The organism is Streptomyces sp. NBC_00727 (genome assembly GCF_045161745.1).
Taxonomy (GTDB): domain Bacteria; phylum Actinomycetota; class Actinomycetes; order Streptomycetales; family Streptomycetaceae; genus Streptomyces.
Map to the genome: position 1 here is coordinate 5,355,099 of NZ_CP108981.1, position 12,531 is coordinate 5,367,629.

Sequence of the window (12,531 nt, forward strand, 5' to 3'; positions counted from 1 at the left end):
CGGGGGGCGTCGCTCAGGCTCTTCGGTTACAGTGCCGAAATCAGCAGACCGCATGGTGAGGCCCCCTCGTGTTGACGCACACCACCACCCGGGTCCTCGAACCCAGCGACCTCGGCGCCGCCCTCGCCGTCCTGGAGAGCGAGCCGGTCGCCAACGCCTTCGTGACATCCCGCGTCCAGATCGCCGGACTCGACCCCTGGCGCCTCGGCGGAGAGATGTGGGGCTGGTACGCCGACGGCCGGCTCCGCTCCCTGTGCTACTCGGGCGCCAATCTCGTCCCCCTCTGCGCCGGCCCCGAGGCCGTACGCGCCTTCGCCGACCGCGCCCGCAGGGCCGGCCGCCGCTGCTCCTCGATCGTCGGCCCCGCCGAGCCCACCGCCGAACTGTGGCGGCTCCTCGAACCCGGCTGGGGCCCCGCCCGCGAGGTCCGCGCCAACCAGCCCCTCATGGTCACCGAGAGCCCGTCCGCCGACGTGGAGCCCGACCCGCTCGTCCGCCGCGTCCGCAAGGACGAGATGGACATCCTGATGCCGGCCTGCGTCGACATGTTCACCGAGGAGGTCGGCGTCTCCCCGATGGCCGGCGACGGCGGACTCCTCTACCAGGCCCGGGTCGCCGAACTCATCGGCTCAGGCCGCTCCTTCGCCCGCATCGACGACGGCAAGGTCGTCTTCAAGGCGGAGATCGGCGCCACCACCCCGCAGGCGTGCCAGATCCAGGGCGTCTGGGTCGCCCCCGAGTACCGCGGCCGCGGCCTCTCCGAGACCGGCATGGCCGCCGTGCTGCGGTACGCGCTCGCCGACGTCGCCCCGATCGTCAGCCTGTACGTGAACGACTACAACACCCCCGCGCGCAAGGCGTACCGCCGCATCGGCTTCCGGGAGACCGGCGCCTTCATGAGCGTGCTGTTCTGACCCGGCCACGGCGCGGCGCCCCGGACAGTAGGGTCGGTCCATGGCAGCAGCTTCCGGGGGCGGCCCCCGCACCACCGGCGTCCGGGTCGGGCCGATCGACCTCGCGGCCCGCGTCGACGAGGCGCTCGCCGTACAGGCCGTCGCCTTCGGCCTGGGCGCCGAGGAGATCGAGGTGCGCCGCCACATCGTGCTCCGGCACCTCGACCACCCGCACGCCCGCGCGCTCGGCGCCCTGGCCCCCGGGGACCGGCTCGTCGGCTTCGTCTACGGCATGCCCAACGAGCGCGGCCACTGGTGGTCCACCGTCGTCGAGCCCTACCTCCGCGCCACCGGCAGCGCCCACTGGCTCGACGACTCCTTCGTGGTCACCGAACTCCACGTCCACCCGGACTTCCAGAACCGGGGCCTCGGCCGCGCCCTGATCACCACCCTCACCGACGCCGTCCCGCAGCCCCGCTCGATCCTCTCCGCCATCGACACGGACAGCCCGGCCCGCGGCCTGTACCGCTCGCTCGGCTACCAGGACCTGGCCCGCCAGGTCGTCTTCCCCAGCGCCCCCAAGCCGTACGCGGTGATGGGAGCACCCCTGCCACTGCGCCGTACGTGAGGGAATGGATTTCCGCCCGCACGGGCCGCCCCGCTAACCTCGGGCCCATCACCCTTCCGAGCAGGAGTTCACCATGGCCCAGGTCCAGCGCATGTCCCGATTGATGATCAAGACACTGCGCGACGACCCGGCGGACGCCGAGACGCTCAACCACAAGCTCCTCGTCCGAGCCGGCTACGTACGACGCACCGCCGCCGGAATCTGGTCCTGGCTGCCGCTCGGCAAGAAGGTCCTGGAGAACGTCATCCGCGTCGTCCGCGAGGAGATGGACGCGATCGGCGGCCAGGAGGTCCTGCTCCCCGCGCTCCTGCCCAAGGATCCCTACGAGGCCAGCGGCCGGTACGACGAGTACGGCGACCTGCTGTTCCGCCTCCAGGACCGCAAGGGCTCGGACTACCTCCTCGGCCCCACGCACGAGGAGATCTTCACCCAGGTCGTCAAGGACATGTGCTCGTCCTACAAGGACCTGCCGGTCATCCTGTACCAGATCCAGACGAAGTACCGCGACGAGGCCCGCCCCCGCGCCGGTGTGCTGCGCGGCCGCGAGTTCCAGATGAAGGACTCGTACTCCTTCGACACCACCGACGAGGGCCTGGTCGAGGCGTACCAGCTGCACCGCGCCGCCTACATCCGGATCTTCGAGCGGCTCGGCCTGGACCACCGCATCGTCTCCGCGGTCTCCGGCGCCATGGGCGGCTCCGCCTCCGAGGAGTTCCTGGCCCCGGCCCCCGCCGGCGAGGACACCTTCGTCGACTGCCCGAACTGCGACTACGCCGCCAACACCGAGGCCGTGACGTTCAACGCCACCGCCGGCGACGCCTCGGGCATCGGACCCGTCGAGGAGCTGGACACCCCCGACACCCCGACCATCGAGACCCTGGCCGCCCACCTCGGCGTCCCGGCCTCCGCCACGCTGAAGAACCTGCTGGTCAAGGTGGACGGCGAGATCGTCGCCGTGGGCGTGCCCGGTGACCGCGAGGTCGACCTCGGCAAGCTCGGCGAGCACCTGGCGCCGGCCGTCGTCGAGCTGGTCACCGCCGAGGACTTCGTGGGCCGTCCCGACCTCGTACGCGGCTACGTCGGCCCCCAGGGGCTGGAGAAGGTCCGCTACATCGCCGACCCCCGCGTCGCGGCCGGCACCGCCTGGATCACCGGCGCCAACAAGGACGGCAAGCACGCGAAGAACGTCGTCGCGGGCCGCGACTTCGAGGTGGACGACTACCTGGACGTCGTCGTCGTCGAGGCGGGCGACCCCTGCCCCAAGTGCGGCACCGGCCTCCAGGTCGACCGCGCCATCGAGATCGGCCACATCTTCCAGCTCGGCCGCAAGTACGCCGACATCTTCGCGCTCGACGTGCTCGGCCAGCAGGGCAAGCCCGTCCGCGTCACGATGGGCTCGTACGGCATCGGCGTCTCCCGCGCGGTGGCCGCCCTCGCCGAGCAGACCGCCGACGACAAGGGCCTGTGCTGGCCCCGCGAGGTCGCCCCGGCCGACGTCCACGTGGTCGCCGCCGGCAAGGCGCTCCAGACCGAACTGGCCCTCGACGTCTCCGAGAAGCTGGGCGCCGCCGGCCTGCGCGTCCTGGTCGACGACCGCGCCGGCGTCTCGCCCGGCGTCAAGTTCACCGACTCCGAGCTGATCGGCGTCCCGAAGATCCTGGTCGCCGGCCGCCGCTCGGCCGAGGGCGTCCTGGAGCTGAAGGACCGCCGCACCGGCGAGCGCGAGGAGCTGACCGTCGACGAGGCGATCGCACGCCTGACGCAGCAGCAGGACTGATCCCACGCGCGAGGGCCCCGCACGGAACGCTCCGTGCGGGGCCCTCGCGCATGCCTACAGCCAGCCCGCGAACTCCAGCGTCACTTCGCCCTCCTGACGGCGCCCGGCCGCCAGCGCCCGGGTGCCCGACTCCACGGCGCGGAAGAGCGTCCAGCCGTGCAGCCGTTGCTGGTCCACGTCCAGCGAGTCCGCGAGTTTCTTGACCCGGCGCCGGGCCGTCGCCGCCCCGGCGGGCGAGGCGATCAGGTCCTCCACCCGGTCCCGGACCAGCCGCGCCAGGTCGTACGCCCGCTCACCGACCAGCGGCTCGGGCCCGACCGTCAGCCAGGGCGCCCGCTCGCCCGCGAGCACCTTGCTCTGCCGGAAGTTGCCGTGCAGCAGCAGCGTCTCGGGGGAGTCGGCGACCAACTCCTCGCGCGCGGCCAGGGCCGCCGTGACCATCGGCTCGAGCGCCGGGTCTGACGCGGCGGCGCGCATGGCGTCGACGCGCCGCCCGGTCCGCTCGGTGACCGTCTCGAAGCCGTGCCCGGCCGGTGGGTCGACCCACAGCCGCCGCACCGTCCCGGCCGCCTCAAGGAGCGCCTTCGCCTCCGGCAGCGAACGCAGCGAGACCTCGGGGTGCAGCCGCTCCAGGAGCAGCGCGTCCTCGACGGAACGCCCGCCGTCCGCGGGATCGAGCAGCCGTACCGCCCCCCAGCCGTTCCAGTGCGCCAGCGCCGCCTGCTCCAGGCCCGGCGCGGCCCCGGACGGGGCGAGCTTCAGGGCGGCCGGTGTGCCGTCGGCCCCCCGGACCAGCAGGACCAGACTGCTGCGCCCGCCGGGGGCAGCGACCCTCTCCACGACCGGGGCGCGCCCGGTCGCGGCCAGCGCCTGTTCGGTGAGTGCGGGAAGCCCCGCGAGCCAGTCCCCGGCGGCCGTATCCCCGTACGACTCACCGAGCGCTCGTACCAGGCGCTGCGGCGGTTCAAAACCCATACGTGCTGTGTTCCCTTTCAGAGCCTTCTCGTGTGCGCCTTCTTCAGTGCGCGGTGGCGGCCCCGGCCCGCGTGTCCGTCCCGGCCTCGGCGCCGGCCCGCTCCGCGAGCCCGGGAAAGGGTACGCCGCTGCCCCGCCAGCGCGCCGCGCGTACGGCGGCCTCCCGCAGCGCGTCGGCGGCGGTGCGCCGCAGCGAGCCCTCGGCGGCCCGGACCAGGTCCGAGTAGACGTACGCGACGCGGTCCTCCAGCACGGCGGCGAGACGCACCGCGGCCGCCGCGTCCGGCACCGCGAACGGCAGAGCGTACGCGGCGTCCGAGGCCACCGGCTCACCGCCCAGGTCCCGGACCGTGCGCACCAGGGCGTCCCGGCGGGCGCGGTGGGTGTGGTGCGCGGCGGTCGCCTCGGGCCGGCGGGCTGCGGCGACCCGGCCGCCGGCGACCCCGTAGCCGTAGACGGCGGCGTGCTCGGCGGCCAGCGCCGCCTGGGCCGCCTCCAGGGCGCCGTCGCTCTTGCCGTCGCTCATGCCGGGGTCTCCTTGGCCAGTTCGGTCAGCAGGTAGGCGTGCGCGGCGCAGGCCGCGGCGACCGAGGACAGCAGCCGGGCCAGCTCCCCGGGCGCCTCCACGAGCAGCGCGGTGTACGCGTCCGCCGCGGTGCGCTCCGCGGCGGCCAGCTCCTTGATCGCGGCGGCCGGTCCGGTGGCGCGCGAGCGGGCCGTGCCGAGCGCGGGGGTCTTGCCGGGGGAGACGGCCGTCAGGTGGGCGCGGACGGCGTCGCGCAGGGGCGTGAGCCCGGCCGCCGTCGACGGATGGGCCCTGAGCACGTGCTCGTAACCGGCGAGCAGGGTCGTCGTGGTGCGCGAGGCGCTGGTGCGCAGCGCCTTCTCCGTACGTACCGAGGAGGTGCCGTCGGCGGCGGTCCGCGCGCCGCCGTGCGCGGAGTTCTTGCGGGCGCCGGCCGTGTCGTCGGTGTCGCTTCCGCAGGCCGCCAGCACCGCCCCGGCGGCGAGCGCGCCCGTCGCCGCGAGCGCGCCCCTGCGCGTCGTCCCCGTAGGCCGCACTTGTTCTCCTTCGGGCTGGACCTGTCTTGACTGGATCTGTCCGGAAGTGATCACCGCCTGTGAGCGTACCCGCGCTCGGGGGACCGGCGGACAGCAACACCCCTTGCGAGCAGATACCCTTTGACCAGACACGCGAGATCCCCACAACAGCACACGCGGCCGAGGAGTCACCCGGATGAGCACCACCCAGAGCGAGAGGCTGCGCGGGCTGGTCGAACCGCTCGTCAGCGCCGAGCAGCTGGAGCTGGAAGAGATCGAAGTCTCCCGGGCAGGCCGCCGCAGGGTGCTGCGGATCGTCGTGGACTCCGACGAGGGGGTCGAGCTCGACGCCTGCGCCGAGCTGAGCCGGTCGATCTCCGCGAAGCTCGACGAGACCGACGCGATGGGCGAGGACGAGTACGTCCTGGAGGTCAGTTCCCCCGGGGCCGACCGCCCGCTGACGGAGCACCGCCACTACGTACGGAACACCGGCCGGCTGGCCCGGCTGACCCTGCGCGAGGGCGGCGAGCTGGTGGCCCGCGTCCTGGCGGTCGACGAGGACGGTCTCGACCTGGAGGTGCCGGGCGTCAAGGGCCGCAAGCCCACCGCCCGCCGGATCGCCTTCGACGAGATCGCCAAGGCCCGCGTGGAGCTGGAATTCAACCGCAAGGACAAGAAGGAAGAGGAGGCATAGCCGTGGACATCGACGTGAAGCTCCTGAAGGGCTTGGCGCAGGACAAGGGGATTCCGTTCGACGTCCTCGTCGAGGCGATCGAGTCGGCCCTCCTCATCGCGTACCACCGCACCGACGGCAGCCACCGCCGGGCGCGGGTCGAGCTGGACGAGCGCGGCCATGTGACGGTGTGGGCCAAGGAGGACCCGGCCGACCTGGAGGAGGGGCAGGAGCCCAAGGAGTTCGACGACACCCCGTCGGGCTTCGGCCGGATCGCCGCCACCACCGCCAAGCAGGTCATCCTCCAGCGACTGCGTGACGCCGAGGACGACCGCACGTTCGGCGAGTACGCCGGCCACGAGGGCGATGTCGTCACCGGCGTCGTCCAGCAGGGCAAGGACCCGAAGAACGTCCTGGTCGACATCGGCAAGCTGGAGGCCATCCTGCCGGTGCAGGAGCAGGTCCCGGGCGAGGAGTACACCCACGGCCTGCGGCTGCGCACCTACGTCGTGCGCGTCGCCAAGGGTGTGCGCGGCCCCTCCGTCACGCTGTCGCGCACCCACCCCAACCTGGTGAAGAAGCTCTTCGCGCTGGAGGTCCCGGAGATCGCCGACGGTTCCGTCGAGATCTGCGCGATCGCCCGCGAGGCCGGCCACCGCACCAAGATCGCCGTCCGCTCCACCCGTTCCGGGCTCAACGCCAAGGGCGCCTGCATCGGCCCGATGGGCGGACGTGTGCGCAATGTCATGGCCGAGCTGCACGGCGAGAAGATCGACATCGTGGACTGGTCGGACGACCCGGCGGAGATGGTCGCCAACGCGCTGTCACCCGCGCGGGTGAGCGAGGTCGAGGTCGTGGACCTCGGCGCCCGTTCCGCCCGGGTGACCGTGCCGGACTACCAGCTCTCGCTGGCGATCGGCAAGGAGGGGCAGAACGCCCGCCTCGCCGCCCGCCTCACCGGCTGGCGTATCGACATCCGCCCGGACACCGAGACCGACGCCGAGCGCGACGTCGCCGACCGCGAGCGGGCCGAGCGGGCCCGGGAGCGCTCGGACCGGCGCTGACGCACCCACGAGCGGCGCCGGGGGAATAGATCACGTCGACAGGTCGCTGAGATCACGACAACGTCCGTTCGATTTTTGCCCCAAAGGGGTGAGGTCGGTGCGGGGAGGTAGACTTAACCGTGTCTGGCCGGACGTACGCCCGCGCTTGCCCTGAGCGAACCTGTGTGGGATGCCGGGAGCGGGCGGCCAAGAACGAGTTGCTGCGCATCGTCGTGGACGGGGACGCCTGCGTCCCCGATCCTCGCGGTACGCTGCCCGGCCGGGGTGCGTACGTGCATCCCGTCCCCGACTGTCTGGACCTGGCGGTTCGCCGCCGGGCATTCCCCCGGGCCTTCAAGGCCAAGGGGCCGTTCGACCCGACCGCGGTACAGCGGTTCGTCGAGCGGGTGACATCGTAAGAAATGAACGGCACGGGTCCCCGTGCGGTCAGGTACCTCGCGAGTTGGAAGTAGGTCGAGATTGCGATGAGCACTCGATGAGTACGCGATGAGTACGCCCATGAAGTAGCGACGGTCCGGCGGTAACCCGGACCTAAAAGGAGCGAAGTGGCTAAGGTCCGGGTATACGAACTCGCCAAGGAGTTCGGTGTGGAGAGCAAGGTCGTCATGGCCAAGCTCCAAGAACTCGGTGAATTCGTCCGTTCGGCGTCCTCGACGATCGAGGCGCCGGTCGTACGCAAGTTGACTGACGCACTGCAGGGGCCCGGCGGCAACGCCGGCAAGCCCGCTGCCAAGCCGGGAGCGCCCCGCAAGGCCGCCCCCACCAAGCCCGCGGCGCCGTCTCCGGCCGCCGCGGCACGTCCCGCTGCCCCGAAGCCCGGCGCCCCGGCCCCCAAGCCGGCCGCCGCCGAGGCCCCGAGCAGCACCCCCTCCGCCCCGTCGGCGCCGGCCTCCGGCCCGCGTCCGGGTCCGAAGCCCGCGCCGAAGGCCCCGGTCACCCCGGTGCCCGCCGCGGAGTTCTCGGCTCCGGCCCCGGCCCAGCCGTCCGCGCCGCAGGCGCCGCGCCCCGCCGGCGCGACCCCCGGCCCCCGTCCCGCCCGTCCGGCCCCGGCCGGTCAGCAGGGTGGCGGCCAGCGCGACGGCGGCCGTGACGGCGGTCAGCGTGACGGCGGCCGCGACGGTGGCCGTGGCGGCGAGCGCCCCGCGCGTCCCGCCGGCCAGGGCGCCCCGCGGCCTGGCGGCGCACGTCCGGCCGGTCCCCGTCCGGGCAACAACCCCTTCACCTCCGGTGGCTCGACGGGCATGTCCCGTCCGCAGGCACCCCGTCCCGGCGGCGCCCCGCGTCCCGGTGGCGGCCAGGAGCGCCCCGGCGCCCCGCGTCCGCAGGGCGGCCCCGGTGGCGCGCCGCGCCCGCAGGGTCAGGGCGGCGCCCGTCCGAGCCCGGGCGGCATGCCCCGTCCGCAGGCGCCCCGTCCGGGCGGTGCTCCCGGTGGTAACCGTCCGAACCCGGGCATGATGCCGCAGCGTCCCGCTGCCGGTCCCCGTCCCGGTGGTGGCCCCGGCGGTGGCCGCGGTCCCGGCGGCGGCGGCGGTCGTCCGGGCGGCGCGGGCCGTCCCGGTGGCGGCGGCTTCGCGGGCCGTCCGGCCGGTCCCGGCGGCGGTGGCGGCGGCTTCGCCGGCCGTCCCGGTGGTGGCGGTGGCGGCGCGGGCCGTCCCGGTGGTGGCGGTGGCTTCGGTGGCCGTCCCGGCTTCGGTGGCCGTCCCGGCGGTCCCGGTGGCCGTGGTGGCACGCAGGGCGCCTTCGGCCGTCCCGGCGGTCCCGCGCGTCGTGGCCGTAAGTCGAAGCGGCAGAGGCGCCAGGAGTACGAGGCCATGCAGGCCCCGTCGGTCGGCGGCGTGATGCTGCCTCGCGGCAACGGACAGGCCGTCCGGCTGTCGCGCGGTGCCTCGCTCACCGACTTCGCCGAGAAGATCAACGCCAACCCGGCGTCGCTCGTCGGCGTGATGATGAACCTCGGCGAGATGGTCACTGCCACGCAGTCCGTCTCCGACGAGACGCTGAAGCTCCTCGCGGACGAGATGAACTTCGTCCTGGAGATCGTCAGCCCGGAGGAGGAGGACCGCGAGCTGCTCGAGTCCTTCGACATCGAGTTCGGCGAGGACGAGGGCGGCGAAGAGGCCCTGGTCTCCCGTCCGCCGGTCGTGACCGTCATGGGTCACGTCGACCACGGTAAGACCCGGCTGCTGGACGCCATCCGCAAGACGAACGTCATCGCGGGCGAGGCCGGCGGCATCACGCAGCACATCGGTGCGTACCAGGTCGGCGCCGAGGTCAACGGCGAGGACCGCCGTATCACCTTCATCGACACCCCGGGTCACGAGGCGTTCACCGCCATGCGTGCACGTGGTGCGAAGTCCACCGACATCGCGATCCTCGTGGTGGCGGCGAACGACGGTGTGATGCCCCAGACGATCGAGGCGCTGAACCACGCCAAGGCGGCCGACGTGCCGATCGTTGTCGCGGTCAACAAGATCGACGTCGAGGGCGCGGACCCGACCAAGGTGCGCGGCCAGCTCACCGAGTTCGGTCTGGTGGCCGAGGAGTACGGCGGCGACACGATGTTCGTCGACATCTCCGCCAAGCAGGGCCTCAACATCGAGGCCCTCCTGGAGGCCGTCGTCCTCACCGCCGACGCCTCGCTCGACCTGCGGGCCAACCCGGAGCAGGACGCGCAGGGTATTGCGATCGAGTCCCACCTCGACCGCGGCCGCGGTGCCGTCGCGACCGTCCTCGTCCAGCGAGGCACGCTGCGCGTCGGCGACACGATGGTCGTGGGCGACGCCTACGGCCGCGTGCGCGCCATGCTCGACGACAAGGGCGAGAACGTCGAGGAAGCGGGTCCCTCGACCCCCGTCCTCGTGCTGGGTCTCACCAACGTCCCGGGCGCCGGCGACAACTTCCTGGTCGTCGACGAGGACCGTACGGCCCGTCAGATCGCCGAGAAGCGCGCCGCCCGCGAGCGCAACGCCAACTTCGCCCGCAAGGGTGTCCGGTTCTCCCTGGAGAACCTGGACGAGGCGCTCAAGGCCGGTCTGGTCCAGGAGCTCAACCTCATCATCAAGGGCGACGCGTCCGGTTCGGTGGAGGCCCTCGAGTCCTCGCTGCTCCAGCTCGACGTCGGTGAAGAGGTCGACATCCGGGTCCTGCACCGCGGTGTGGGTGCGGTCACCGAGTCGGACATCGACCTGGCGACCGGCTCCGACGCCATCGTGATCGGCTTCAACGTGCGCGCCGCCGGGCGTGCGCAGCAGATGGCCGACCGCGAGGGTGTGGACGTCCGCTACTACTCGGTCATCTACCAGGCGATCGAGGAGATCGAGGCGGCCCTCAAGGGCATGCTCAAGCCGGAGTACGAAGAGGTCGAGCTCGGTACGGCGGAGATCCGCGAGATCTTCCGCTCGTCCAAGCTGGGCAACATCGCCGGTGTGCTCGTCCGGTCCGGCGAGGTCAAGCGCAACACCAAGGCGCGCCTGCTGCGCGACGGCAAGGTCGTCGCGGAGAACCTCACCATCTCCGGTCTGCGCCGCTTCAAGGACGACGTCACCGAGATCCGCGAAGGCTTCGAGGGCGGTATCAACCTCGGCAACTTCAACGACATCAAGATCGACGACGTCATCGCGACGTACGAGATGCGCGAGAAGCCGCGAGGCTGACCCGTACCTCAACAGTCGGGGCCGGTCGACGGGACCTATTTCCGTTCGATCGGCCCCGGCCGTTCCGTGTACGGTTCTTGTGTCCCCGCCGATCATCGGTGGGGCGCGAACCCGAACCGGCGGGACATCCGGACATACATGTATGTGGGGACACTGTCCTTCGACCTGCTTCTCGGCGACGTACGGTCGCTGAAGGAGAAGCGTTCCGTGGTCCGCCCCATCGTCGCCGAACTCCAGCGCAAATACGCGGTGAGCGCGGCGGAGACGGGCGGGCAGGACCTCCATCGCAGGGCCGAGATCGGCCTCGCCGTGGTCTCCGGGGACACCCGGCACCTCACAGACGTACTCGACCGGTGCGAGCGCCTCGTCGCCGCCCGGCCGGAAGTGGAGCTGCTGTCCGTACGACGGCGGCTGCACAGCGACGAAGACGATTGAGCAAGGCGAAGGAGACGGACCAGTGGCCGACAACGCGCGGGCTAAGAAGCTGGCGGACCTCATCCAGGAGGTGGTCGCCGGGAAACTGCAGCGCGGCATCAAGGACCCGCGGCTGGGGACGCACGTGACCATCACGGACGTCCGGGTCACCGGTGACCTGCGGGAGGCCACGGTCTTCTACACGGTCTACGGCGACGACGAGGAGCGGGCCGGCGCCGCGGCCGGCCTGCAGAGCGCCAAGGGCATCCTGCGGTCCGCGGTCGGTTCGGCGGCGGGGACGAAGTTCACCCCGACGCTCACCTTCGTCGCGGACGCGCTCCCGGAGAACGCCCGGGCCATCGAGGACCTCCTCGACCGGGCACGGGCCTCGGACGCCAAGGTGCGCGAGGCATCCTCGGGCGCCGCGTACGCCGGCGACGCGGACCCGTACCGCAAGCCGGAGGACGAGACCGACGAGGACGCAGCCTCCGAATGACGCAGAACAAGACGCCGGACGGTTTGGTCATTGTCGACAAGCCGTCCGGCTTCACTTCGCACGACGTCGTCGCCAAGATGCGCGGCATCGCCCGCACCCGTCGCGTAGGCCACGCCGGCACCCTGGACCCGATGGCGACCGGCGTGCTGGTGCTCGGCGTCGAGAGGGCCACCAAGCTCCTCGGCCATCTCGCGCTGACCGAGAAGGAGTACCTCGGCACGATCCGGCTCGGCCAGAACACCGTCACGGACGACGCGGAGGGCGAGATCACCTCGTCCGCCGACGCCTCCGGTGTGAAGCGCGAGGCGATCGATGCCGGGGTCGCCGAGCTGACCGGCGACATCATGCAGGTGCCGTCCAAGGTCAGCGCCATCAAGATCGACGGCAAGCGGTCCTACGCGCGGGTGCGCGGCGGCGAGGAGTTCGAGATCCCGGCCCGGCCGGTGACCGTCTCGTCCTTCCGCGTCTACGACGTCCGCGAGGCCGTCGCCGAGGACGGCACGCCGGTCCTCGACCTGGTCGTCTCGGTGGTCTGCTCCTCGGGGACGTACATCCGGGCCATCGCCCGTGACCTGGGCGCCGGGCTCGGGGTGGGCGGCCATCTGACCGCCCTGCGGCGCACCCGCGTCGGCCCCTACGGTCTGGACGCCGCGCGCACGCTCGACCAGCACCAGGAGGAGCTGGCCGTGATGCCGGTGGCCGAGGCCGCCGCGTCGGCGTTCCCCCGCTGGGACGTCGACGAGAAGCGGGCCGGGCTGCTGCTGAACGGCGTACGGCTGGACATGCCGGCCCATCCGCCGGGGCCGGTCGCCGTCTTCGGTCCCGACGGGCGGTTCCTGGTCCTCGTCGAGGAACAGAAGGGCAAGGCCAAGAGCCTCGCCGTCTTCGGCTGACCGGTCCTCCACCACCGGCCGGAC

General features: G+C 72.5%; 13 protein-coding genes. 10 read left to right on the forward strand and 3 right to left on the reverse strand.

Annotation, left to right across the window (positions count from 1 at the left end; translation table 11 throughout):
- Window positions 1–68: 68 nt before the first annotated feature.
- The 3 genes from OG242_RS24395 (at window position 69) to OG242_RS24405 (ending at window position 3,298) form a co-directional block, all read left to right on the forward strand.
- Window positions 69–914, forward strand: coding sequence for a GNAT family N-acetyltransferase (locus tag OG242_RS24395; protein ID WP_405900179.1), 846 nt, complete (start codon window positions 69–71; stop codon window positions 912–914).
- Window positions 915–954: 40 nt separating this feature from the next.
- A complete protein-coding gene (locus tag OG242_RS24400) occupies window positions 955–1,521 on the forward strand; it encodes a GNAT family N-acetyltransferase (protein ID WP_405900180.1) in 567 nt (188 codons plus the stop codon).
- Between the two features lie 73 nt (window positions 1,522–1,594).
- Entirely contained in the window at window positions 1,595–3,298 is a 1,704-nt protein-coding gene (locus tag OG242_RS24405) for a proline--tRNA ligase (RefSeq protein WP_093705679.1), read from the forward strand.
- A 54-nt stretch (window positions 3,299–3,352) separates the two neighbouring features.
- On the opposite strand, the gene OG242_RS24410 is transcribed toward OG242_RS24405, so the two are convergent.
- Genes OG242_RS24410 through OG242_RS24420 form a run of 3 tightly spaced genes read right to left on the reverse strand, consistent with a single transcriptional unit; the run spans window position 3,353 to window position 5,335 of the window.
- Window positions 3,353–4,273 carry an aminoglycoside phosphotransferase family protein gene (locus OG242_RS24410; protein WP_405900181.1) on the reverse strand — a complete coding sequence of 307 codons (921 nt, stop codon included), beginning with the start codon at window positions 4,271–4,273 and terminating at the stop codon, window positions 3,353–3,355.
- A 43-nt stretch (window positions 4,274–4,316) separates the two neighbouring features.
- Window positions 4,317–4,799 (reverse strand): ferritin-like domain-containing protein, encoded by a 483-nt coding sequence (locus tag OG242_RS24415; RefSeq protein ID WP_405900182.1) that lies wholly within the window; start codon window positions 4,797–4,799, stop codon window positions 4,317–4,319.
- Window positions 4,796–5,335, reverse strand: a complete 540-nt coding sequence (locus tag OG242_RS24420; RefSeq protein WP_405900183.1) for a hypothetical protein — start codon at window positions 5,333–5,335, stop codon at window positions 4,796–4,798. The genes OG242_RS24415 and OG242_RS24420 overlap by 4 nt, the downstream gene beginning before the upstream one ends.
- A gap of 175 nt (window positions 5,336–5,510) precedes the next feature.
- On the opposite strand from OG242_RS24420, the gene rimP reads away from it, so the two are divergent.
- The 7 genes from rimP to truB all read left to right on the forward strand — a co-directional run bounded on the left by rimP (window position 5,511) and on the right by truB (window position 12,507).
- Entirely contained in the window at window positions 5,511–6,008 is a 498-nt protein-coding gene (rimP, locus tag OG242_RS24425) for a ribosome maturation factor RimP (RefSeq protein ID WP_164641121.1), read from the forward strand.
- Window positions 6,009–6,010: 2 nt separating this feature from the next.
- Window positions 6,011–7,051, forward strand: coding sequence for a transcription termination factor NusA (gene nusA / locus OG242_RS24430; RefSeq protein WP_405900184.1), 1,041 nt, complete (start codon window positions 6,011–6,013; stop codon window positions 7,049–7,051).
- Between the two features lie 119 nt (window positions 7,052–7,170).
- Window positions 7,171–7,449 carry a YlxR family protein gene (locus tag OG242_RS24435; RefSeq protein WP_405900185.1) on the forward strand — a complete coding sequence of 93 codons (279 nt, stop codon included), beginning with the start codon at window positions 7,171–7,173 and terminating at the stop codon, window positions 7,447–7,449.
- A 147-nt stretch (window positions 7,450–7,596) separates the two neighbouring features.
- Entirely contained in the window at window positions 7,597–10,704 is a 3,108-nt protein-coding gene (gene infB / locus OG242_RS24440) for a translation initiation factor IF-2 (RefSeq protein WP_405900186.1), read from the forward strand.
- Between the two features lie 138 nt (window positions 10,705–10,842).
- Entirely contained in the window at window positions 10,843–11,139 is a 297-nt protein-coding gene (locus OG242_RS24445) for a DUF503 domain-containing protein (protein ID WP_018521454.1), read from the forward strand.
- Between the two features lie 22 nt (window positions 11,140–11,161).
- The gene (gene rbfA, locus OG242_RS24450) at window positions 11,162–11,614 is read left to right on the forward strand and encodes a 30S ribosome-binding factor RbfA (protein WP_405900187.1); all 453 of its coding nucleotides are present in this window, start codon (window positions 11,162–11,164) and stop codon (window positions 11,612–11,614) included.
- The gene (gene truB, locus OG242_RS24455) at window positions 11,611–12,507 is read left to right on the forward strand and encodes a tRNA pseudouridine(55) synthase TruB (protein WP_405900188.1); all 897 of its coding nucleotides are present in this window, start codon (window positions 11,611–11,613) and stop codon (window positions 12,505–12,507) included. The genes rbfA and truB overlap by 4 nt, the downstream gene beginning before the upstream one ends.
- Window positions 12,508–12,531 lie beyond the last annotated feature (24 nt).

What these genes read in the sequence shown, in the direction of transcription:
- rimP (WP_164641121.1), top strand. Translation starts at nt 5,511, where the DNA reads ATGAGCACCACCCAGAGCGAGAGGCTGCGCGGGCTGGTCGAACCGCTC.
- OG242_RS24400 (WP_405900180.1), top strand. Translation starts at nt 955, where the DNA reads ATGGCAGCAGCTTCCGGGGGCGGCCCCCGCACCACCGGCGTCCGGGTC.
- OG242_RS24445 (WP_018521454.1), top strand. Translation starts at nt 10,843, where the DNA reads ATGTATGTGGGGACACTGTCCTTCGACCTGCTTCTCGGCGACGTACGG.
- OG242_RS24410 (WP_405900181.1), bottom strand. Translation starts at nt 4,273, where the DNA reads ATGGGTTTTGAACCGCCGCAGCGCCTGGTACGAGCGCTCGGTGAGTCG.
- truB (WP_405900188.1), top strand. Translation starts at nt 11,611, where the DNA reads ATGACGCAGAACAAGACGCCGGACGGTTTGGTCATTGTCGACAAGCCG.
- OG242_RS24405 (WP_093705679.1), top strand. Translation starts at nt 1,595, where the DNA reads ATGGCCCAGGTCCAGCGCATGTCCCGATTGATGATCAAGACACTGCGC.
- OG242_RS24415 (WP_405900182.1), bottom strand. Translation starts at nt 4,799, where the DNA reads ATGAGCGACGGCAAGAGCGACGGCGCCCTGGAGGCGGCCCAGGCGGCG.